Below are 21857 nucleotides of genomic sequence, written 5' to 3'. Positions count from 1 at the left end.
TCGCCGCCCTTGTGAGCTGCGGCGACGCCCGGATTCCCGGTGATCTGGGCCACGTGGCACCGTGGTGGGGTGACAGCACCCGGTAGTGATCCCGCCTCCGCGCACGCCCACGCCCGCGAGTTGTTCGCCACCGCCCGGCGGATCACGGCGCTGACCGGGGCCGGGGTCTCGACCGCCTCCGGCATCCCGGACTTCCGCGGCCCGGACGGCGTGTGGACGCGCGATCCGCGGGCGCAGCGGCTCAGCGACATCGACTCCTACGTCGCCGACCCGGAGGTGCGCAGGCTGGCGTGGCAGGCCCGCGCGGAGCACCCGGCCTGGGCGGCGGAGCCGAACGCGGCGCACCGCGCGTTCGCCGACCTCGCCGAGCAGGGCAGGTTGACCTCGTTGCTGACGCAGAACATCGACGGGCTGCACCAGCGCGGCGGGGTCGGCGCCGGCCTGGTGCTGGAACTGCACGGATCGGTGTTCGGCGTGGTCTGCCTGGACTGCGGCGCCACCGGTTCGATGCGGGCGGCGCTGGCCCGCGTCGCCGACGGCGAGGACGATCCGCCGTGCCGGTCCTGCGGCGGCATCCTCAAGTCCAGCACCGTCTCGTTCGGCCAGTCCCTCGACCCCGACGTGATCCGCGCGTCGCAGCGGGCCGCGCTGGACTGCGACCTGTTCCTGGCCGCCGGGACCTCGCTGACGGTGCATCCCGCGGCGGGCCTGGCGGAGCTCGCGGTGCGCGCGGGAGCGCGGCTGGTCATCTGCAACGCCGAACCCACTCCGTACGACGAGCTCGCCGCCGCGGTGCTGCGCGATCCCCTGGTGGAGATCCTGCCGGAACTCGCCGCGGTCCCCGTGTCGGATTCCGCGGAACCCCTGCGCACCTGGGGTGACCCGAGCACCTGGAGCTGAGCCTCCCGCACACCCACCACGTCGACCCGCGGTCCGGCCGATCATCGGGTTGATCGATCCAGCGTGCCCGGAATAGCCGTTTCCTGTCGCGATGCACGATCTGTGACGCGTGTGGTTCGTGCGACGAATTGCGAGCCGTGTGGCGCGGGTGCACAGTTGTGCCCGTCCTATGCGCTGAATGGCGCAATACCTGCAAGGCCGAACGGCCTAGTTCGGTGGCTGGAGGTGGCGGTCGTGCGGCGACCTCGACGACTCACCGGCGGCCTGGTGCTCGCCTCCGCGATCGCCCTCGCGCTCCCGGTGGCCGCCGGCAGCGCGCCGGAACCGCCGGCGCGACCTGGCGACGGCGAGATCCAAACACAGCGCGACCGGGTCGGCGACCGGGCGGACCGCGTCGGAGAGCTGACCCAGCGCCTGGCCGAGTCCGAGACCCGGCTCACCGAGCTGGGCGCGCAGGTGGAACTCGCCATGGAGGACGCCAACAAGGCGCGCGTCGATCTCGCCCGCGCCGAACGTGCCCGCTCCCGGGCCGAGCAGCTCGCCGCCGGGGCGAACGGCCAAGCGGGGGCCGCCGCGAACGAGGTCGAGCGCCAGCGCGCCCGGCTCGACGAGTTCGCCGCGGGCAGCTACCGCCAGGGCAGCAAGCTCGGTTCGCTCACCGCCTACGTCGGAGCGAGCGGCCCGGACGACCTGCTCGACCGCGCCGAACTGCTCGACACGGTCGGGCGCAGCCAGCTCGACGTGCTCGACGACCTGGAACGCGCGCACATCGACCGGGTCAACAAGGACTCGCTGGCCCGCAAGGCGTTGCGCGACGCCGCGGAGTCGCGCGCCGCGGCGGCAGCGGCCCAGGAGCGCGCCGAAGCCGCCGAGAACGCCGCGGTCGCCGCGAGGGCCGCGCAGGCCGGTCGGGCCGCGGGCATCGAGGCCGAGCGGGACGGGGTGCAGGCCGAGCTCAGCGACGCGCGCGCCGCCGTGCAGGGCCTGGAGTCCCAGCGCGACCGGTACGAGGAGTGGCTCGAAGCCAGCCAGGCCGCGCAAGCCGCGCAGGACCAGGCGGCCGCCTCGGAATCGGTCGGCCAGGGCAGCGTGGTGCCGGACGACGACCCCGGCCCGGTCACGGGATCTACCGAGGCCGTGATCCAGCGGGCGCTGTCCCAGCTGGGCATGCCCTATGCCTGGGGCGGCGGCGACGCCGACGGCCCGACGCGCGGCATCCGCGACGGGGGAGTGGCCGACTCCCACGGCGACTACCGCAAGATCGGCTTCGACTGCTCGGGCCTCATGATCTACGCGTTCGCCGCGGCGGGTGTGGAGCTCGACCACTACAGCGGCTACCAGTACCAATCGGGCACGCAGGTCCCGCTGTCGTCCATGCAGCGCGGCGACATGCTCTTCTGGCGCTCGGGCGGGCGCGTGCACCACGTGGCCCTCTACCTGGGGGGCGGGCAGATGGTGGAGGCGCCGTACTCGGGTTCGCAGGTGCGGGTGGCTCCCGTCCGCTACTCGGGCATCGCGCCCTACGCGGTCCGGGTGCTCTGAGCGGGGTTCGCGCGGAAGGCGGCCGTGCCGGTGGTTCGTCCACCCGGCACGGCCGTCGTTCGTTCGGCGGGGCGGGCCGCTGGCACCGGCTCGCCGGAGATGCGGTAGGCATCGGCGGGTGATGGAGGACTTCGCCGCGGTGGTGCTGGCGGGCGGCCGTGCGCGGCGGCTCGGGGGAGTGGACAAGCTCGCGCTGTCCACCGGCGGCCGCACGTTGCTGGACCACACGCTCGCCGCGGTGCGCGGCGCCGACCCCCTCGTCGTCGTGGGCCCGGAGCGCGCGGTGTCGGTCCCGGTCCGGTGGGCGCGGGAGGATCCGCCCGGTTCCGGTCCGCTCGCCGGGCTGCGCGCGGGGCTGGGGGAGGTTCCGTTCGACCACGGCTCGGTGGCGGTGCTCGCGGCCGACCATCCCGGGCTCGTCCCGGAGACCGTCGCGCGGTTGCACGCCGCGGTCGAGGGGGCCGGTGCGGTGCTGGTCGACCAGGACGGGATGCCGCAGTGGCTGCTCGGCGTCTGGCGGGTGGAGGCGCTGCGCGCGGCGATGCCCGCCGACGTGCGGGATCGGCCGGTGCGCGCGCTGTTCGAGTCGCTGGCGCCGGTGCGGATCCCCGCGGTGGGGGCGGAGGCCGCCGACGTCGACACCCCGCAGGACCTGCACCGCCTGAACTGAACCCCCGATTTCGATCACCGGCGGAAGCCGCGCGCCCTCATTGGTTCGTACGCTTGAAAACTTCAGTGTCGACTGAAATTAACCCTCCCGGGGTCGGGTCCGCGCGAGTAGGCGTCCCCAAAACCCGCTTCGACACCAGGAGTGCTTCACAAGGGTCATACCGCCGGTGCGGTTGACTTCGAACCTGGCCGGGTGCCCCCTCGCGCAGCCGAGGCGCAGCCGTGCCAAGATCGCCTGCGGACCGCGCTCGACGCGCGAGTGCCCACGTCGGCCGGGGTCCGGCTGAGGCGGGAACCGGCGCGTGATCGAACACGCGGGGCGGCGCGCGACGGACGTCGACGCGACCAGGGAAGCCGAACGAGAGGTGCCGAAGTGACCGAGGCCGGCGAGGGCGGGGCGACGCCCGCGGAGCAGGTGAGCACACCGGCTCGGGACGCGCAGTTGCTCGAACGCACCGTGTTCGAGGTCAAGCGGGTCATCGTCGGGCAGGACCGGCTCGTCGAACGAGTCCTGGTCGGCCTGCTGGCGAAGGGCCACGTGCTGCTCGAAGGCGTCCCCGGCGTGGCCAAGACGCTCGCGGTGGAGACCTTCGCGAAGGTCGTCGGCGGCTCGTTCTCCCGGTTGCAGTTCACCCCCGACCTGGTGCCCGCCGACATCCTCGGCACCCGCATCTACCGGCAGGGCAGCGAGCGCTTCGACGTGGAGCTCGGTCCGGTGCTGGCGAACTTCGTGCTCGCCGACGAGATCAACCGCGCGCCCGCGAAGGTGCAGTCGGCGCTGCTGGAGGTCATGGCCGAGCGCCACGTCTCCATCGGCGGCGAGAGCTTCCCGATGCCGAACCCGTTCCTGGTGCTGGCCACCCAGAACCCCATCGAGAACGAAGGCGTGTACCCGCTGCCGGAAGCGCAGCGGGACCGCTTCCTGTTCAAGCTCCAGGTCGAGTACCCCTCGGCTGAGGAGGAGCGGGAGATCGTCTACCGGATGGGCGTGGCCAGTCCGGAGCCGACGCCGGTGCTCAACGCGGACGAGCTGACCCGGCTGCAGGGGGTCGCCTCGCAGGTGTTCGTGCACCACGCGCTCGTGGACTACGTGGTGCGGCTGGTGCTGGCCACGCGGACGCCGAACGACCACGGGCTGTCCGACATCGCGGGCTGGGTGTCCTACGGCGCTTCGCCGCGGGCGAGCCTGGGAGTCGTGGCGGCCTCGCGGGCGCTCGCGCTGGTGCGCGGCCGGGACTACGTGCTGCCGCAGGACGTCGTGGACGTGGTGCCGGACGTGCTGCGCCACCGCCTGGTGCTGTCCTACGACGCGCTCGCCGACGGCATCCCGGTGGACCACATCGTCAACCGGGTGCTGCAGACGGTGCCGCTGCCGCAGGTCTCGGCGCGTCCGCAGGCGGCCCAGCCGCAGGCGCAGCCCGGCGGGTACGGGCAGGCTCCGGTCGGCCCGGCGCAGCAGTACTGATCAGTGCGCGCGGCGATGATGCCCGACCCGACCCACGAGGAGCGATCAGCCGTGTCGGAGAGTTCCGGCCACGACGGCGCGGACCGCCCGTCCTGGGCCCCGCCGGAGCTGGAGGGGCCGCGGCTGCAGGCCGCACTGCGCTCCTTGGAGCTGACGGTGCGCGGCAGGCTCGACGGGCTGCTGCAGGGCAACCACCTGGGCCTGGTGCCCGGTCCCGGCACCGAGCCGGGGGAGGCGCGGGTCTACCAGCCCGGCGATGACGTGCGGCGGATGGACTGGGCGGTGACCGCGCGCATGTCGGAGCCGCACATCCGCCAGACGGTGGCGGACCGGGAGCTGGAGACGTGGGTGGCGCTCGACCTCTCGCCCAGCCTGGACTTCGGTTCCGCGGCCTGCGACAAGCGGGAGCTGGCGGTGGCCGCGCTGGCGGCGGTGACGCACTTGACCAGCGGTGGTGGCAATCGGATCGGGGCCGTCGTGGACAACGGCACGGGCCCGGTGCGGTTGCCCGCGCGGGGCGGGCTGGGGCATTCGCGCGGGTTGTTGCGCAAGGTCGCGGAGATCCCGCGGGCCGCGGAGGGCACGCGGGGTGATCTGCCGCGGTTGCTGGAGTCGCTGCGCAGGCCGCCGCGCCGGCGGGGCCTGGCGGTGGTGGTCTCCGACTTCCTCGGCGACTTGGATTGGCAGCGCGCGCTGCGCGGTCTCGGCGCCCGGCATTCGCTGCTGGCGGTCGAGGTGCTGGATCCGCGGGATCTGGAGTTGCCGGACGTGGGCACGGTGGTGCTCTCCGATCCGGAGACGGGTGAACAACGGGAAGTGCGCACGACACCGGTGCTGCGCAAGGAGTTCGCGGCGGCGGCTGCCGCGCACCGCGAGGAGGTCTCGGCGGCGCTGCGGCGCGCCGGGTGCGCGCACTTGGTGCTGCGAACGGATTCGGACTGGATCGCCGACGTGGTGCGGTTCGTGGTGGCCCGCAAACGGGGATGGTCCGGGGGAACGGCGTGATGTTGAGTTTGTCGGGTTTCACCACGCCGTGGTGGTTCTTGCTGCTGCTGGTGGTCGCGGCGCTGGTCGCCGGCTACGTGTGGGCGCAGAAGCGGGCGCGCAAGGAGACGTTGCGGTTCAGCAACCTCGCGGTGCTGGACCGGGTGGCGCCGAAGCGCCAGGGCTGGCCGAAGCACGTGCCCGCCGCGTTGCTGGCGGTCGCGATGATCCTGCTGACGGTGGCGTTGTCCGGTCCGACGGCGGAGCAGCGGATTCCGCGCAACCGGGCCACGGTGATGCTCACCGTGGACGTGTCGCTGTCGATGATGGCCAAGGACGTCGAGCCCAGTCGCCTGGAGGCGGCGAAGGTCGCGGCGAAGGAGTTCGCCGACAAGCTGACTCCCGGCATCAACCTGGGGTTGGTGTCGTTCGCGGGCACGGCGACGGTGATGGTGATGCCGACGACCGACCGCGCCGGGGTGAAGCAGGCCATCGACAACCTGTCGCTGTCGGAGGCGACCGCGACCGGGGACGGCATCAACGCCTCGATGTCGGCGATCGACTCGTTCGGCAAGATGGTCGGCGGTCCCGGTGGCGCGCCGCCCGCGCGGATCGTGCTGATGGCCGACGGCGGGCAGACGATCCCGCGTGATCTCAACGCGCCGCGCGGTGCTTATACGAAGGCGGGCGAGGCGAAGAAGGCCGGGATCCCGATCACGACGATCTCGTTCGGCACCGACTACGGCACGATCGACATCGAGGGCCAGTCGCAGCCGGTGGAGGTCGACGACGAGGCTATGGAGGAGATCGCGGGGCTCTCCGGCGGTGAGTTCCACAAGGCGGCGAGCGCGGAGCAGCTGCGCCGGGTCTACGACACGCTGGGCGAGCAGATCGGCTACGAGATCAAGCACACAGACGCCAGCAGGCCGTGGTTGGTGCTGGGTACGCTCGCCGCGATCGTCGCCGCGGTGCTCTCGTTGCTGCTGGGGCGACGTCTGCCCTGAGCAAGTCCCCGCAGAGCACGGGAGTCGGACGTGAGCAGTGCGGCAGGCGCGGTGGAGTTCCTCCGCGAGTTCGTGAAGTCGCCGACGACGACGGCCGCGGTGGGCCCGAGTTCGCGGTACCTGGCGCGGGACATGGTCGCGCCGATCCCGGCGACGGGTGATCCGGTGGTGGTGGAGCTCGGTCCCGGTACGGGGGCGTTCACCGAGGCGATCCAGCGGCGGCTCGGTGGCCGCGGCAGGCATCTGGCGGTGGAGCTCAACCAGCGGTGGGCGGAGTCGCTGAGCGCGCGGTACCCCGAGGTGGAGACGGTGTGCGCGGACGCCCGCGCGTTGCCGCGGTTGCTGGCGGAGCGGGGTGTGCGGGCCGATGTGGTGGTCAGCGGGTTGCCGTGGGCGGCGCACGCGCCGCAGGACGGGGTGCCGCTGATCCGGTTGATCGCGGATTCGCTGACGGAGCAGGGCGCGTTCACGCAGTTCGCGTACACGTGGACGCGGTGGGCGGCGCCGGCTCGGCGCCAGCACGCGGATCTGCGGGCGGTGTTCGAGGAGACGGTGCTCAGCCGCACGGTGTGGCGGAACCTGCCGCCCGCGCTGGTGTACTTGGCGCGTCGGCCGCGCTGATCGCGTTGGGCCGATCCGGTGCCGTCGTTGATCGTTCTCGACGATGTCGGAGCGGGCGGGGCTGGGTTACGTTCGTGCGATGGCGGACGAAGTGGTCGCAGGTCTGGGTGAGCTGCCGCTGCTCGTGGAGCTGGGCAGCGCGTTGCTGCTGTCGAGCCTGGTGGGCTTGGAGCGGGAGGTGCGCGCGAAGAGCGCGGGTCTGCGCACGCACACCTTGGTCGGGGTGGGTGCGGCGTTGTTCATGCTGGTGTCGAAGTACGGCTTCGGCGACATGCTGGAGTTCGACCGGGTGTCGCTGGACCCGTCGCGGGTGGCCGCGCAGGTGGTGTCGGGGATCGGGTTCATCGGCGGTGGGTTGATCTTCGTGCGCCGCGATGTGGTGCGGGGTCTGACGACGGCGGCGACGGTGTGGATGGTCGCGGCGATCGGGATGGCCTGCGGGGGTGGGCTGGTGCTGTTGGCGTCGGCGACGACGCTGGTGCACTTCCTGGTCGCGGTGGGGTATCCGCGGTTGTTGCGGTTGCTGCGCGGGGTGTTGCGGGAGCCGCAGGTGGTGCGCGTCGGGTATCTGGACGGGCACGGGGTGCTGCGGGAGGTGTTGACGTTGTGCACGAGCCGCGGGTTGAAGGTGCTGGACCTGCAGGTGGAGCGCGAGGACACAGATGACGAGCAGCAGCGCACCGCCGTGGTGGCGGTGCGGCTGCAGGGCAAGCGGCCGGTGGGCGATCTGGTGGAGGAGATCAACACGTTCCCGGGGGTGCTGCACGCGGCGGTCGGTGATTCGGCGGAGGCCGGTATTTGAGGGTCATGTCCTGAGCGGCGGCAGGGTGAGGGCCGAGTGCGCGGGTCGTGCGGCCGGGGCGGGGGCGGCGCGGAGCTCGCGCAGCTTGGCGTTGCGCTGGTGCAGGGCGTGCGCGGTGGTGGGGAACAGTGCGCCGTCGCCGAGCTGGTCCTGGTTCGCGGTCACGAAGTCGCGGGTGGTGCGTTCGTAGGCGGCGTAGGCCGCGGTGTGGTCTTGGCCGGTGAGGTGGTCGGCTAGCACGTAGGCGCCGACGAGCGCGAGGCTGGTGCCTTGTCCGGTGCGGAACGAGGGGGCGTGCGCGGCGTCGCCGGCCAGCGCGACCCGGCCGCTGGTCCAGCGGGGCATGCGGATCTGGCCGACGGCGTCGAAGAACAGGTCGTCGGCGTCGCGCATCGCGGCGAGCAGGCGGGGGATCTCCCATCCGGCGTCGGCGAAGGCCGTGGTGACCAGGTGGTGCTGGGCTTCGGGGGTGCGGAACGCGGCGGACGGCGGTCCCGGGTGGGTGAAGTCGAGGAGGGCGTGGACGGTGTCGTCGCCTGCGGCGTAGAGGGCGGCCGCCCTGCCGGGGGAGTTCCACAGCACGGTTTCGCGGGCGAGCCCGAAGGTGTTGGGCAGGGTGAATCCGGCGAAGCAGTGGCCGAGGTAGCGGTGGAACGGTCGTTCGGGGCCGAACACGAGCTCGCGGGTGCGCGAGTGCAGCCCGTCCGCGCCGATCACGAGGTCGAAGGTGCGGGAGTCGCCGCCGCGGAAGGTGACGTCGACGCCGTGGTGGTGCTGGTGGAGGGTGTTGATGGAGTCGTGGAACCGGAACTCGACATCGTCGCGGGCCGCCGCGTGCAGTGCCGTGGTGAGGTCGCCGCGCCGCATTTCCAGGTCCTGGTTCGCGCCGCCGGTGAGGGCGTGCGGGTGGAGCGCGGCGATCTCGTCGCCGTGTTCGTCGAGGAAGGTCAATCGGCGCAGGTCGATGTGCGCGTCGCGCAGGCGCGGCAGGATTCCGATTCGCCGGGCGACTTCGAGGGCGGTGCCGCGCACGTCGATGGGGTAGCCGCCGTGGCGTGGCGCGCTCGCCTTCTCGACGAGGGTGATGTCGAATTCGCGGCGGTCGAGCCGGCACGCGAGGGCTAGTCCGGCGACTCCGGCGCCGGAGATCAGGACGGTGCGCTTCGGTTCGGTGCGGGTCATTTCCGGGCTCCTCTGCGGAGGGTGCGGGCGACGAGCAGTGCCGTAGTCGTGACGATGCCGGCCAGGATGAAGCCGGTGATGAAGGCCGATTCGGCGGGGACGTCGGATCCGGGCGGGGTCGCGGCGGTGAGGAGCGCGCCGCTGAGCTGCGCGCCCACGGCGAAGCCGACCACGCGGGTGACCAGGACGAGGCTGGTGGCGATGCCGGTGTCGGCGTGGTCGACGGAGGTGGCGGTGCTGGTGACCATGGCGGTCACGCACAGGCCGTTGGCGAGCGCGATCATCGCTTTGCCGACGACGAGGTGCCACATCTCGGAGTGCGCGACGGCGAGGGAGATCAGGGCGGCGGCCATCAGGACGATTCCGGTGGTGACCACGGCGCGCGAGCCGAACCGCCGTGCTCCGAGTCCGCTGATCGGGCCGGCCAGTGCGGCGGTCACGGCACCGGGCAGCAGGATCAGGCCGATCTCGGTGGCATCGGCCCCGAAACCGTAGGCGTCGGCCGGGGCCGCGAGCAGCTGCGGGACGAGGTAGACCGCCACCGACGTGCCGACGCAGATCACGAACGTCAGCACGCACGACTTCCACACGGCGGGCCGGGCAAGCATTCGCAGGTCGACCATCGGTGTCACCGCGCGTCGTTCGACGGTGACCCAGCCGGCCGTGAAGGCGGCGAGGACCGTGATGAGGGCGCCGAGCACGAGCGGTCGGGTGGCGATGTCGGGTGCCAGTGCGAGCACGAGCATGAGCGTGATCAGCGTGCCGCTCAGCAGGGCGAACCCTGGTAGGTCGATCCCGGTGTCGGGTGACCTGCCTGGCGGGGCGTGCGGGATCAGCCGTGCCACGAGCAGGGTGGAGCCGATCACGGCGATCGTCGGTAGCGCGAACATCCAGTGCCGGGACAGCCCTTCGGCCACGGGGCCGGCCGCCAGCGTGCCGGCCATGCCGCCGCCGACGAACAGGCCGCTGACCACGCCGATGGCCACCTTCGACTCGCCTTCGGGGAGGTGGCGGCGCACCAGGATGAACGACAGGGGTAACGCGCCCACCATCGCGCCTTGCAGCACTTGGCCGAGCAGCAGGACGGGCAGGTTCGGTGCGACGGCGGAGACGAGGCCGCCCGCGCAGACCACCGCCATGAGCCGGATCAGGACGCGTTCGCCGCCGTAGCGGTCGCCCAGTTTGCCGGCGATCGGGGTGATGAGCGCGCCGGTGATCAGCAGCATGACGCTGAGCAGTGCTCCTTCGGCGGGGCTCATGGCGAGTTCGCGTTGCAGCAGCGGGAGCGTCGGTGTCACCACCGATTCCAAGGCGCCGGTGGCGATCGCCAGCAGGCCGAGGGCCGCGACGGCCGGTTTCCCGATGCGGATCGGGGGGTCGAGGGTCGTGGTCATGGAGGTCCTTTCCGTCGTCGCCGGTCCGAGCGGGCGGCGAGCGGAGTGCGGTGTGGGGTTCCGGAGGTGACCGGGGCGGCGCCGGGGTCGGGCTTCACCGGTGCTCGCGTGTCGGTCCCGTTGATCCGAAACTACACTACACCGTGCAGTGTAGTAACGTTAAGCTGTGCCCATGCCGACCACGAAGACACTGCGCGAGGGGTCCGCGCACAAGCGGGCGGCGATCCTCTCGGCGGCCCGGGAACTGTTCCTCGCCGACGGTTTCGACCGGTCCAGCGTCGACGCGGTCGCCGCTCGCGCGGAGGTGTCCAAGCGGACCGTTTACGACTACTTCGGCGACAAGCGGACGCTGCTGCACGCGGTCGTCGACGCCGTCGGCGCCTCGCTGATCACCACGATCCGGCGCACCCTCGACGACACCCTCACCGGGCTCACCGACGCGGCCGAGCTCGAAGACGCCCTGGTCGCGTTCTCGATGCGCATCTCCACCGACATGCTCGGCTCGGCGGAGCACGCGACGCTGCGGCGGCTGGTGCGGGCCGAATCCGGCAACCTGCCGCACCAGGGCTACAACTCCCTGGCCGACACCCCGGACGAGGCCGTCGCCGACCGGTTCGCCGCTCTCGCCGCGGCGGGGCTGCTCGACGTGCCCGACCCGCGGCTCGCGGCCGACCAGTTCATCGCGCTGACTTTCGGCGTCGCGCTGGACCGGCTCGGCTCCGCGAACGCCGCCGAGGACTCCCGCGTGCGGCCGCTCGTCGTCGAGGGCGTGCGGACCTTCCTCCGGGCCTACCGGGCCGGGTAGGGCCGTCGGCGCCGATCCGGCCGCCGTCGGAGGCCGGCCGGACAATGGCCGCGGGGCCGTCCCGTCGGCGGCGCCGACGCGGAGGGAGACGCACCGGCATGAGGATCAACCTGACGAGCGTGCTCGTCGACGACCAGGACACGGCACTGCGGTTCTACACCGACGTGCTGGGATTCGTGCTCAAGCACGACATTCCGATGGGCGGCGGGGCGCGGTGGCTGACCGTGGTGTCGCCGCAGGACCCGGGCGGCACCGAACTGGTCCTCGAACCCAGCGGGCACCCGGCGGCGAAACCCTTCAAGGACGCGCTGGTCGCCGACGGCATCCCGTACACGTCGTTCGCCGTCGACGACGTCGCGGCGGAGTACGAGCGGCTGCGGGCGCTGGGCGTGCGCTTCACCCAGGAACCCGTGGACATGGGGCCGGTGACCACGGCGGTGCTCGACGACACCTGCGGGAACCTGATCCAGATCGCCCACCAGACCGGCTGACCGTGATCACGGGGTGCGTGGTCCCTCCACATCGGAGGGAACACGCACCCCGTCGGCGTCAGGAGTCGAGGGCGCGGCGCACGAGCGTGGCCAGGTGCACCGGCTCGGTCTCGGTGGCCTGGCGGATCTGCAGCCGGCAGCTGAAGCCGTCGGCGACGACCGCCGTGCCCGGATCGGCGGCGCGCACCGCGGGCAGCAGCGCCTGCTCGCCGCAGGCCATCGACACGTCGTAGTGGCCGCGTTCGAACCCGAAGTTGCCCGCGAGCCCGCAGCAGCCCGCGTCGAGCACGCGCGCATCGGTGCCGGTGGCCGCCAGCGCGGCTTCGTCGGCGTCGAAGCCGAGTTCGGCGTACTGGTGGCAGTGCCGCTGCACCAGGGCCTTCCCGCCGCCGGAGCGCTGCCAGCGCTCGCGAGTGGGTTCCACGTGCTCGGCGAAGGTCCTGGTCGCCGCCGCCAACGCCCGCACGTCCGGGTCGTCCGGAGCGAGCTCCAGCGCGTCGTTGCGCAGGAACGCGGTGCAGCTCGGTTCGAGCCCGATCACCGGCAGCCCCGCGTCGATCCGCGGTCGCAGCAGCCGCGCGGTGCGGCGCACGACGCGGCGCGCGGTGCCCAGCTGCCCCGTCGAGGCCCAGGTGAGCCCGCAGCACACCGGCTCGCGGGGGAGTTCGACGGTGTGCCCGAGGCGTTCCAGCGCGACGACCGCGTCGCGGCCGATGTGCGGGTCGAAGTGGTCGGTGAAGGTGTCCGGGAACAGCAGCGCCCGCTGCTCGCCGGGCGTGGCGGGGTGTTCACGCCGCGCCCACCAGGAACGCAGCGACCTTCCCGCGATCCGCGGCATCTCCCGTTCCGCGGCGATGCCGCCGAGGCGCTTGATCAGCGGCGCCGCCCGGCCGCCGAGCACGGCGTTGGCCAGCGCGGGAGCGAACCGCGCCAGCGCCAGCCACAGCGGCAGGAAACCCATCGAGTAGTGCGAAGCCGGCCGCACCCGGTGGCGGTAGTGGTGGTGCAGGAACTCCGCCTTGTAGGTCGCCATGTCGACACCGACGGGGCAGTCGGTCTTGCAGCCCTTGCAGGACAGGCACAGGTCGAGCGCCTCGCGCACCTCCGGTGAGCGCCAGCCGCCGCGCACGAGAGAACCGTTGAGCATCTCGAACAGCAGGTGCGCGCGGCCGCGGGTGGAGTGCTTCTCCTCCTTCGTGGCCCGGTAGCTGGGGCACATCACCCCACCTGTGGTGTTCAGGCACTTGCCCATGCCGACGCAGCGGCGGCTGGCCGGCGCGAGATCACCGTCGTCGGCGTGCAGCGCGAGCGTGGTGCGGGTCGGGATGCGCGGCGGCGCCACCAGCAGCCGCAGATCGGAGTCGAGCGGGCGCGGGCGCACGATCTGGCCGGGGTTGAGCAGGTCGTCGGGGTCGAAGGCGGCCTTGAACCGTTCGAACTCGCCGATCACCTCCGGCGGGTACATGCGGGCCAGCAGCTCCGAGCGGGCCTGCCCGTCGCCGTGCTCACCGGAGACCGAACCGCCGTGGGCGACGACCAGGTCCGCGGCGGCCTCCATGAACTCGCGGTAGCGGGCCGCGCCGCCCCCGGTGAGCAGGTCGAAGTCGACGCGCACGTGGATGCAGCCGTCGCCGTAGTGGCCGTAGGTGACGCCCTTGCGGCCGAACCGCGCCAGCAGCGCGTCGAACTCGCGCAGGTAGGCGCCGAGCCGCTCGGGGGGCACGGCCGCGTCCTCCCAGCCGGACCAGCGCTCCGAGCCGTCGGCCATCCGCGTCGAGTAACCGGAGCCCTCCTCGCGGATCTTCCACAGCGCGCCCATCCGCGCCGGGTCGGTGTGCACGACGGACTCGGCGCGCGAACCCATCGCCCGGCGGACCCGTTCGGCGGCGTTCTCGGCGTCGCGCACGTCGGTGCCGCCGACCTCCACCAGCAGCCAGCTGCGACCGCCCGGCAACAGCCGCAGCGCGGGCGAAGCGGGGTTGCGGCCGCGCACCACGTCGACCAGTTCGGAACTGAGCCCTTCGATCGCGAGCGCGTCCAGCCCCCGCAACCGGGTCACCTGGTCCGCTGCGGCGTAGCTGTCGTCGAACCCGAGCACGATCATCGCCCGGCACGCGGGCACGTCGACGAGCTCGACGGTGGCGCCCAGCAGCACCGCGCAGCTGCCCTCGGTGCCGGTCAACGCCCGCGCCAGGTGGAAGCCCTGCTCCGGCAGCAGCTGGTCGAGGTTGTAGCCGGAGACCCGCCGGGTGAGGTCGGGGAACGAGTCGCGCACCAGCTGCGCCGAGGAGTCGCGCAGCTCCCGCAGGCTCCGGTACAGCCGCCCGGTGCGGTCCCCGCGGGCGCACAGCGCGTCGAGCTCGGACTCGTGCGTGGCTCCCGCGGTGAGCCGGGTGCCGTCGGAGAGCAGCACGTCCAGCGAACGCACGTTGTCCACGGTCTTGCCCCACGCCACCGAATGCGTGCCGCAGGAGTTGTTGCCGATCATGCCGCCGAGGGTGCAGCGGCTGTGGGTGGAGGGATCCGGCCCGAACGCGAGCCCGTGCGGTTTCGCCGCGGCCTGCAGCGCGTCGAGCACCACGCCCGGCTCCACTGTGGCCAGTCGGCGCTCGGGGTCCACGTCGAGGATCCGGTTGAAGTGCCGGGAGAAGTCGAGCACCAGGCCGGGACCGCAGGCGTTGCCCGCGATGCTGGTGCCCGCGCCGCGCCCGGTGATCGGCACGCCGTGCTCGCGGGCCACGGCCATCGTCGCGGCCACGTCGTCGGCGTGGCGCGGGAACACCACGCCCAGCGGGACCTGCCGGTAGTTGGAGGCGTCGGTGGAGTACAGGGCGCGGGTGCCGGGGTCGAAGCGCGCCCGCCCGTCGAGCACGCCGCGCAGCGCGGCGGCGATCTCGGCGGGTTCGGGCAGGTTCGCGGTGGGCCGGTGGTGGGCGGCGGTCGTCATCGGGGGTGCTCCTGGCCAGGATCGGCGCGATCGGTGGGACGGTCCGGGTACGTGCGTGCGGTTCGGATCACCGCTGACTGCACCGTAGGGCCTCGCGGCGCCCGACGGCGGTGTCCACTGTCGGCGCGGCACCACTCTGGAGGTCGTTTTCTGTGCGGAGTGGATGGGAGGGACGCGCGGGTGAACCGATAATGTCGCGGCTGTTCAGGTGAATCGGCTGCGCCGTCGAGGCGCGGGCGTTCACCACGCAGGGCATTCGGGAGGAGATCCACAGTGGGACGGTCCGTACTGGTGACCGGAGGTAACCGCGGCATCGGGCTGGCGATCGCGCGCGCGTTCCAGGCCGCGGGCGACGAGGTGGCGGTCACCCACCGCGGATCCGGCGCCCCGGACGGGCTGCGCGGCGTGCAGTGCGACGTCACCGACGCCGACCAGGTCTCGGCCGCCTTCGACGAGGTGGAGGCCGCGCAGGGCCGGGTCGAGGTGCTGGTGTCCAACGCCGGGATCACCGACGACGGGCTGCTGCTGCGCATGGGGGAGGAGCAGTTCGGCCGCGTCCTGGACGCGAACCTGGCGGGTTCCTACCGGGTCGCCAAGCGCGCGGCGAGCAGCATGCTGCGCCTCAAGCGCGGCCGGATGATCTTCGTGTCCTCGGTGGTGGGCCTGTCCGGCGGGGCCGGGCAGGCGAACTACGCGGCGAGCAAGGCGGGCCTGGTCGGTCTGTCGCGGTCCATCGCCCGCGAGCTCGGTTCGCGCAGCATCACCGCCAACGTGGTCGCGCCCGGGTTCGTCACCACCGACATGACCGACCAGCTCAGCGACGAGCGCAAGAAGGAGATCTTCGGGCAGATCCCGCTGGCGCGCTTCGCCGAGCCCGACGAGGTCGCGGGCACCGTTGCGTGGCTCGCCTCGGACGCCGCGGCCTACGTGACCGGCGCCGTGATCCCCGTCGACGGCGGCCTCGGCATGGGCCACTGAGCTCCCGGCGCCGATCCAGTTTTCGTCCGGCCCGCCCGGTGGCGGGCCTCAGCAAGCACAGCGGAGGAAGTACGTGAGCGGATTGCTCGAAGGCAAGCGGATCCTGATCACCGGCGTGATCACCGACGCGTCGATCGCGTTCCACGCGGCCAAGATGGCCCAGGAGCAGGGCGCCGAGGTGGTGCTGACCGGGTTCGGCCGGATGAGCCTGGTGGAGCGCATCGCGGGCCGGTTGCCCAAGCCCGCGCCGGTGCTGGAGCTCGACGTGACCAGCGCCGAGCACCGCGACAGCCTCGCGGACCGGGTGCGCGAGCACGTCGACGGCCTCGACGGCGTTCTGCACTCGATCGGGTTCGCCCCGGCGTCCTGCCTGGGTGGGGATTTCCTGGAGGCGCCGTGGGAGGACGTGTCCACGGCGCTGGAGATCTCGGCGTACTCGTTCAAGTCCCTGAGCACCGCGACGCTGCCGCTGCTGTCGGAGGGTGCCTCGATCGTGGGAATGGACTTCGACGCCCGCGTCGCGTGGCCTGCCTACGACTGGATGGGCGTGGCGAAGGCGGCGCTGGAGTCGACCAACCGCTACCTGGCGCGTGAGCTGGGGCCGCGGGGGATCCGGGTCAACCTGGTCTCGGCGGGACCGGTGCGCACGATGGCCGCGAAGTCCATCCCAGGGTTCTCCGGCCTGGAGGACACCTGGTCCGAGCGTGCGCCGCTGGGCTGGGACGTCAACGACCCGACGCCGGTGGCGAAGTCGATCTGCGGGGTGCTGTCGGACTGGCTGCCCAAGACGACCGGTTCCATGATCATGGTCGACGGCGGTTTCTCCGCGCTCGGCGCGTGAGACCGGTGGGGCGTGCGCCGATCGCGCACGCCCCACCCGCGTGAGCGGCCGATTCCGCTCGGGGCCATCATGGTCAGGTGAGTTTCGATGCGCTGCTGTTCTTGTCGTTCGGTGGACCGGAAGGCCCGGAAGAAGTCCGGCCGTTCCTGGAGAACGTCACCAGAGGCAGAGGCGTGCCACCGGAGCGGCTCGACGAGGTCGCCGAGCACTACCACCACTTCGGCGGGGTGTCGCCGATCAACCGCCTCAACCGCGAGATCATGGCCGGCCTGCAGGAGCAGCTGCGCGCCGAGGGCCGCGACCTGCCGGTGTACTGGGGCAACCGCAACTGGCACCCGATGATCGAGGACACCGTGGCGCGCATGGCCGAGGACGGCGTGCGCCGGGCGCTGGTGTTCCCCACCTCGGCGTGGGGCGGGTACTCGGGCTGCAAGCAGTACCACGAGGACATCGTGCGGGCCCGCGAAGCCGTGGGGGAGCAGGCCCCGGACCTGGTGAAGCTGCGCCAGTTCTTCGACCACCCGCTGTTCGTGTCCGCCAACGCCGACGCGGTGCGCCGCGCCTACGCGGACCTGGGCGACACCGAGGCCCGGCTGGTGTTCACCGCGCACTCCATCCCGCTGCGCGCCGACTCCGCGCAGGGCCCCGACGGTCGGCCCGAGTGGTACTCGCGGCAGATCGCCGAATCCGCCCGGCTGGTCGCCGAGGAGGCGGGAGTGGAGACCTACGACGTGGTCTGGCAGTCCCGCTCCGGCCCGCCGCACGTGCCGTGGCTGGAACCGGACGTGGTCGACCACATCGAGGAACTGCACGCCAAGGGCGTCGCCTCGGTCGTGGTGAGCCCGATCGGGTTCGTCTCCGACCACCTGGAAGTGGTGTGGGACCTGGACAACGAGGCCGCGGAGAAGGCCGCCGAGCTCGGCATGGGCTTCGCCCGCGCCGGTACCGCCGGGGACGACCCGCGGTTCGCGAAGATGATCGTTGAGTTGATCTCCGAGCACGTCGACGAGGTTCGCCCCCGCAAGCTGTCGCTGATGCCCGCCGCGGGCTGCGGTCGCAACGGCGAAGCCTGTTCCCCGGGCTGCTGCACCTCCGTCAACGGCTGAGCCCGGCTGGTTCTTCCGGGACGGGCGTTCTGAGCCCCGTCCCGGAAGAGTCCGGTGTCCCGCGCAGTCGCCGGGAGTAGGCGGTGACCGGCAGCGGAACGCACCCGAGCCGCTCGTACAGCGACCTGGCCGGGGCGTGGAAGGGATCTCCGCCCGTGCCGATCTCGACCACCTCCGCACCCAGCGCGCGCATTGCGTCGAAGGCGTGCTCGCACAGCGCGGTGCCCACGCCCTGCCTGCGGTGTTCGGCGGAGATGGCGAGCAGCGTGACCGTGCCGCTGCGGCGCGCCGGATCGACGCTCCACGCCACGTATCCCGCGACGGCGCCTCCGAGCTCGGCGACGGCGACGTAGGTGTGCCGCTGTGGCGCGTGGAGCTCGGATACCTGCTTGCGGTAGTCCTCGCGCCGATCGCCGTGCTGGTTGGCGAAGACGACCTCGCCGACCAGCGGGCGGAAGACGTCCTCGTAGAACGGCCGAAACGTGTTGATGGTCAGTTCGGTGAGCGTGGCGAGATCATCGCGGGCGAACGCGCGGATGAGCATGATGGGGTGCCTTTCGAGCTGAGGGCCGATACCCGGTGCTGACGAGGGCATTGGTGGGTTCGCCCACGGCCGGTGCGGACCGGCGGTGAGCGGCCCCTCAGCGGCGGGTGCGCAGGGCGGCGAAGCACTCCATGCCGCGGATCGTAGCCGGTTCCGCCGCGCGTCCGGATTCGTCGTTCGCGAACGGTCCGCCGCGTCACGGTCCGGGTTCGCCGAGGCCGGTGCGGGTCAGTGCGGGGAGATGTCGCCGACGGCGAGGAAGATGTTCGTGCAGTGCTCGACCAGGGCATCGCGGTCGACGGGCAGGGTGCCGTCGAGCCAGGCCGTGAGCGTCTGGGCGAGGCCGCCGACGGCGAACTGGCTGAGCACGTCGAGATCGGCGCTGTCGGGCAGGCCGTAGAAGTCCTTGGCCTGACCGCCGAGCAGCCCCACGAACAGCAACGTGGAGCGCCGCCTGCGTTCGGCGAGCGCGGCGCCCGCCTGCGCGGAGAACAGCAACCGGCCGCGCCGCGGATCGTCGCCGACGATGCCCACGAGGGTGCTCAGCCCGGCCCGAGCCTTCGCCCGCGCGTCGAACGGCGCCGCGGCGACCGCCTCCAAGGTGCGGTTCGCGAGGTCCTCGATGACGTGGTCGTAGACGGCGGCGGCCAGCGCTTCGCGGTCGGTGAAGCTCTCGTAGAAGTAGCGGGCCGCGAGCCTGGCCTGCTTGCACGCGCCGCGCACGGACAACGTCGCTTCGCCGGACCCCAGCAGGTCGAGGCCCGCTTCCAGGAACTGCGCCCGTCGCTCGGCCCTGCGGTCGTCGCCTTCGACACCGCCGTACACGCGCAGGGGGGACGGCTCCATGCGGCCATCTTGGCATCTCGCGGGGGAGCGCGGTCTTGACAGGTTCCGCGAAGATCGGTTCCATATCTGCTAACGGGCGTGAGCAGAGTTCGCCGGGCGGAGTCGTCCGTACGGGAGCCCGGTAGCGGAGGAGAGGGACCGATGACAGTTCCCACCGAATCGCGAGTGCGCGAAGACGAGCTGATCGTCGGCGCCGGCCTGCTGGCGGGCGGCGCGAACGTGATCATGCAGCTGGCCCGGCCCGGCGTCGGCTACGGAGTCGTCGAGAGCGAGGTCGACACCGGCAACATCATCAAACACCCCATCAAGCGAACCCGGACCACGCTGACCTACCTCGCGGTCGCGTCGATGGGCACCGACGAGGAACGAGCCCTGTTCCGGCGCGCCACGAACCGCTCCCACGCGCGGGTGCGCTCCACCGAGTCCAGCCCGGTGTCCTACAACGCCTTCGACAAGAACCTGCAGCTGTGGGTCGCCGCGTGCCTCTACCGCGGCGTCGAGGACGTGTACACGATGCTCGTCGGCGGCCTCACCGACGCCGAGATCGACGAGCTCTACCAGCGCTCCGCCACGCTCGGCACCACGCTGCAGGTCACCGACGACATGTGGCCCGCCGACCGCGCCGAGTTCGAGCGGTACTGGAACGACGCGCTGGAGCAGGTGCACGTCGACGACACGGTGCGCGAATACCTGCACCAGATCGCGGTGCTCGGATTCATGCCGCGCTACGTCAGCGCCCCGCTGGGCGGGTTCAACAAGTTCCTCACCACGGGTTTCTTGCCGCAGCGGTTCCGCGACGAGATGCGACTGCCCTGGACCGGACGCGACCAGCGCCGCTTCGACCGGCTGATGCGGGCCATGGGTGCCGTCATCCGGCGACTGCCGCCGGTGCTGCGCAAGTTCCCGTTCAACTACTACCTGTGGGACGTGCGCCGCCGCATCAAGGCGGGCAGCCCGCTGGTGTGAACCGAGGAGCGCCTCAGTGCTTGCTGGCGCTCTCGGCGAGCACCCGGACCATCTCCGCGATCGAGGCCCGGCGCGCGGCGCGGACCGAGTCGAACAGCGGGCGCAGCGCCTCCGTGCGAGCTCGGGTCGCCGAGGCCGACAGCGCTCCGCCGGGAGCGTCGTCGGTGGCCACCCACAGGATCGCCTCCACCTCGGAGGCGCGCTGCAGGATCCGCAGCGGCCGCTGCGGCACGTCCTCCGGCCACGGCGGCTTCGGGCGATCGGCGACGGTCGAGGCGATCTCGTCGCGCACGCCGGGGCGCCGCTTGGCGATGTCGAGGTCGATCAGCGTGCTGGCGGCCTCGCGCATCGCCGAGGACATGCCGTGCTCGGCCTCGCCGATCGGCAGGTGCTCGGCCGGGGGCAGCTCGCCGACGGGGAACACCGTCCAGCGCAGGATGCCCTCGGCGACCGTCTCCGGGACCAGGCCGAGCCCGGCCTCGGGCAGGATGACCGCCTCACCGCGCCGCAACGCCTGCTTCGAGAACGGACTCGCGGTACCGAGGCCCCGGACGTCGCCGGGGGCCGGGAGGGCGAGTTCTCCGTCGGTGGCACCGGATTTGCGCAGCGCCGCCAGCAGCAGCGCGGGACCGGCGGGGGTGTCCTGGGGGCCGGGGAGGTCCAGCCGGGCGGCGAGTTCGTCGTCGGCGGCGCGCACTTCCTGCGACTCGCCCCAGATCTGCAGAGCGTCGAGCACGTCGTCCGCGGCGGTCGCACCGTGCAACCAGGCGGACGCCCACACGACCATCGTTGCGCTTGGGCATGGCACGGTAAGGAAGAGTACGTATCCCGCACGCGGATTTCCGCCGGGGGGCGGTGCGGTGTGGGCCGCGTCGCGATCCTCCCCGCGGCGCGCCGCGAACCGCGCGGCTCACCCGGATGAGTAAGGTTCGCGCGTGCGTTCGGTCAACTACGGCAACGACATCCTGTCCTCCGGCCGCAAGCGCCGCGAGATCCCCGAGGTCCCGGCCGAGCCCGGCCTGGTGGTCGAGGACCCGGCGAGCGGCTTCTGCGGCGCGGTGCTGCGCGTGGAGAAGGGCAACGTGGTGCTCGAAGATCGCCACGGCGCGCGGCGGCTGTTCCCGATGCGCCCCGCGGCGTTCCTCTGCGAAGGGCGACCGGTCACCCTCGTGCCCGCGCCCGCCACCGCACCTGCCGCCACCCGCACGTCGGCCTCCGGATCGGTCCACGTCGACGGCCTGCGGGCGCGTGAGGCGCGGGGCAGCCGGATCTGGGTCGAAGGGCTGCACGACGCGGAGCTCGTCGAGCGGGTCTGGGGGCACGACCTGCGGGTCGAGGGCGTCGTTGTGGAACCGCTGCACGGCGTGGACGACCTGCCCGGACTGCTCGCCGAATTCGGCCCCCGCACGGGGCACCGCGTCGGCGTGCTCGTCGATCACCTGGTCGAGGGCAGCAAGGAGTCCCGGCTCGTCGAAGGCATCACCGATCCGCACGTGTGCGTCACCGGCCACCCCTTCGTCGACGTGTGGGAGGCGGTCAAGCCCTCCTCGGTCGGCATCGAGGCGTGGCCGCGGGTCCCGCGCGGGCAGGACTGGAAGGAAGGCGCGTGCGCCGCGCTCGGCTGGGGCGAACCGGCCGACGGGTGGCGGCGCGTGCTCGTTTCGGTCAACGGGTTCCGCGACCTGGAGGCCCCGCTGATCGGCGCCGTGGAGCGGTTGATCGACTTCGTGACCGAGGGCTGATCCGGCCCGAGCGCGCCGCGCGGGCGGG

General features: G+C 72.3%; 21 protein-coding genes. 15 read left to right on the top strand and 6 right to left on the bottom strand.

Annotated elements, in window-relative coordinates:
* Positions 1-69: 69 nt before the first annotated feature.
* The 8 genes from BJ969_RS13945 to BJ969_RS13910 all read left to right on the top strand — a co-directional run bounded on the left by BJ969_RS13945 (position 70) and on the right by BJ969_RS13910 (position 7987).
* A complete protein-coding gene (locus tag BJ969_RS13945) occupies positions 70-900 on the top strand; it encodes an SIR2 family NAD-dependent protein deacylase (protein ID WP_343071398.1) in 831 nt (276 codons plus the stop codon).
* A 234-nt stretch (positions 901-1134) separates the two neighbouring features.
* On the top strand, positions 1135-2442 hold the full coding sequence (locus BJ969_RS13940) for an NlpC/P60 family protein (protein WP_343071397.1): 1308 nt from the start codon (positions 1135-1137) through the stop codon (positions 2440-2442).
* Positions 2443-2563: 121 nt separating this feature from the next.
* On the top strand, positions 2564-3112 hold the full coding sequence (gene mobA, locus BJ969_RS13935) for a molybdenum cofactor guanylyltransferase (RefSeq protein WP_184485258.1): 549 nt from the start codon (positions 2564-2566) through the stop codon (positions 3110-3112).
* Positions 3113-3484: 372 nt separating this feature from the next.
* Positions 3485-4576 carry an AAA family ATPase gene (locus BJ969_RS13930; protein ID WP_184479355.1) on the top strand — a complete coding sequence of 364 codons (1092 nt, stop codon included), beginning with the start codon at positions 3485-3487 and terminating at the stop codon, positions 4574-4576.
* A 51-nt stretch (positions 4577-4627) separates the two neighbouring features.
* Positions 4628-5581 (top strand): DUF58 domain-containing protein, encoded by a 954-nt coding sequence (locus BJ969_RS13925; protein WP_343071396.1) that lies wholly within the window; start codon positions 4628-4630, stop codon positions 5579-5581.
* Between the two features lie 2 nt (positions 5582-5583).
* Positions 5584-6564 (top strand): VWA domain-containing protein, encoded by a 981-nt coding sequence (locus BJ969_RS13920; protein WP_221316470.1) that lies wholly within the window; start codon positions 5584-5586, stop codon positions 6562-6564.
* A 30-nt stretch (positions 6565-6594) separates the two neighbouring features.
* On the top strand, positions 6595-7185 hold the full coding sequence (locus BJ969_RS13915; RefSeq protein ID WP_184479353.1) for a methyltransferase domain-containing protein: 591 nt from the start codon (positions 6595-6597) through the stop codon (positions 7183-7185).
* A gap of 79 nt (positions 7186-7264) precedes the next feature.
* On the top strand, positions 7265-7987 hold the full coding sequence (locus BJ969_RS13910; RefSeq protein WP_184479352.1) for an MgtC/SapB family protein: 723 nt from the start codon (positions 7265-7267) through the stop codon (positions 7985-7987).
* Positions 7988-7990: 3 nt separating this feature from the next.
* Here BJ969_RS13910 and BJ969_RS13905 read toward each other — a convergent pair whose 3' ends face one another.
* On the bottom strand, positions 7991-9169 hold the full coding sequence (locus tag BJ969_RS13905) for an FAD-dependent monooxygenase (RefSeq protein WP_184479351.1): 1179 nt from the start codon (positions 9167-9169) through the stop codon (positions 7991-7993).
* A complete protein-coding gene (locus tag BJ969_RS13900) occupies positions 9166-10563 on the bottom strand; it encodes an MFS transporter (RefSeq protein WP_184479350.1) in 1398 nt (465 codons plus the stop codon). Before BJ969_RS13900 ends, BJ969_RS13905 begins: the two co-directional genes overlap by 4 nt.
* 172 nt (positions 10564-10735) lie before the next feature.
* Between BJ969_RS13900 and BJ969_RS13895 the strand changes: the two genes are divergently transcribed.
* Positions 10736-11368, top strand: coding sequence for a TetR/AcrR family transcriptional regulator (locus tag BJ969_RS13895; protein ID WP_184479349.1), 633 nt, complete (start codon positions 10736-10738; stop codon positions 11366-11368).
* A gap of 98 nt (positions 11369-11466) precedes the next feature.
* A complete protein-coding gene (locus BJ969_RS13890; RefSeq protein ID WP_184479348.1) occupies positions 11467-11859 on the top strand; it encodes a VOC family protein in 393 nt (130 codons plus the stop codon).
* Between the two features lie 58 nt (positions 11860-11917).
* Here the strand turns inward: BJ969_RS13890 and BJ969_RS13885 are convergent, their stop codons facing one another.
* Positions 11918-14806: an FAD-binding and (Fe-S)-binding domain-containing protein gene (locus tag BJ969_RS13885; RefSeq protein WP_184479347.1), complete on the bottom strand. Its 2889-nt coding sequence runs from the start codon at positions 14804-14806 to the stop codon at positions 11918-11920.
* Between the two features lie 273 nt (positions 14807-15079).
* Here BJ969_RS13885 and fabG point away from each other — a divergent pair, with 273 nt between their 5' ends.
* The 3 genes from fabG to BJ969_RS13870 all read left to right on the top strand — a co-directional run bounded on the left by fabG (position 15080) and on the right by BJ969_RS13870 (position 17731).
* Positions 15080-15784 (top strand): 3-oxoacyl-ACP reductase FabG, encoded by a 705-nt coding sequence (gene fabG / locus BJ969_RS13880; RefSeq protein WP_184479346.1) that lies wholly within the window; start codon positions 15080-15082, stop codon positions 15782-15784.
* Positions 15785-15857: 73 nt separating this feature from the next.
* Positions 15858-16625 carry an enoyl-ACP reductase FabI gene (gene fabI / locus BJ969_RS13875; protein ID WP_184479345.1) on the top strand — a complete coding sequence of 256 codons (768 nt, stop codon included), beginning with the start codon at positions 15858-15860 and terminating at the stop codon, positions 16623-16625.
* A 77-nt stretch (positions 16626-16702) separates the two neighbouring features.
* Positions 16703-17731: a ferrochelatase gene (locus BJ969_RS13870; RefSeq protein ID WP_184479344.1), complete on the top strand. Its 1029-nt coding sequence runs from the start codon at positions 16703-16705 to the stop codon at positions 17729-17731.
* Here the strand turns inward: BJ969_RS13870 and BJ969_RS13865 are convergent.
* A complete protein-coding gene (locus tag BJ969_RS13865) occupies positions 17721-18275 on the bottom strand; it encodes a GNAT family N-acetyltransferase (protein ID WP_184479343.1) in 555 nt (184 codons plus the stop codon). The genes BJ969_RS13870 and BJ969_RS13865 overlap by 11 nt on opposite strands.
* Positions 18276-18503: 228 nt before the next feature.
* On the bottom strand, positions 18504-19121 hold the full coding sequence (locus BJ969_RS13860) for a TetR/AcrR family transcriptional regulator (protein ID WP_184479342.1): 618 nt from the start codon (positions 19119-19121) through the stop codon (positions 18504-18506).
* A 141-nt stretch (positions 19122-19262) separates the two neighbouring features.
* Here BJ969_RS13860 and BJ969_RS13855 point away from each other — a divergent pair, with 141 nt between their 5' ends.
* Positions 19263-20087: an oxygenase MpaB family protein gene (locus tag BJ969_RS13855; protein ID WP_184479341.1), complete on the top strand. Its 825-nt coding sequence runs from the start codon at positions 19263-19265 to the stop codon at positions 20085-20087.
* 13 nt (positions 20088-20100) lie between these two features.
* Here BJ969_RS13855 and BJ969_RS13850 read toward each other — a convergent pair whose 3' ends face one another.
* Positions 20101-20874 carry a hypothetical protein gene (locus BJ969_RS13850; protein WP_184485254.1) on the bottom strand — a complete coding sequence of 258 codons (774 nt, stop codon included), beginning with the start codon at positions 20872-20874 and terminating at the stop codon, positions 20101-20103.
* 148 nt (positions 20875-21022) lie between these two features.
* On the opposite strand from BJ969_RS13850, the gene BJ969_RS13845 reads away from it, so the two are divergent.
* The gene (locus BJ969_RS13845; RefSeq protein ID WP_184479340.1) at positions 21023-21829 is read left to right on the top strand and encodes a DUF3097 family protein; all 807 of its coding nucleotides are present in this window, start codon (positions 21023-21025) and stop codon (positions 21827-21829) included.
* Positions 21830-21857: the final 28 nt, after the last annotated feature.

Origin of the sequence: Saccharopolyspora gloriosae (assembly GCF_014203325.1) — a bacterium.
Taxonomy (GTDB): Bacteria; Actinomycetota; Actinomycetes; order Mycobacteriales; family Pseudonocardiaceae; genus Saccharopolyspora_C; species Saccharopolyspora_C gloriosae.
This window is presented reverse-complemented; position numbering and strand designations above follow the sequence as displayed.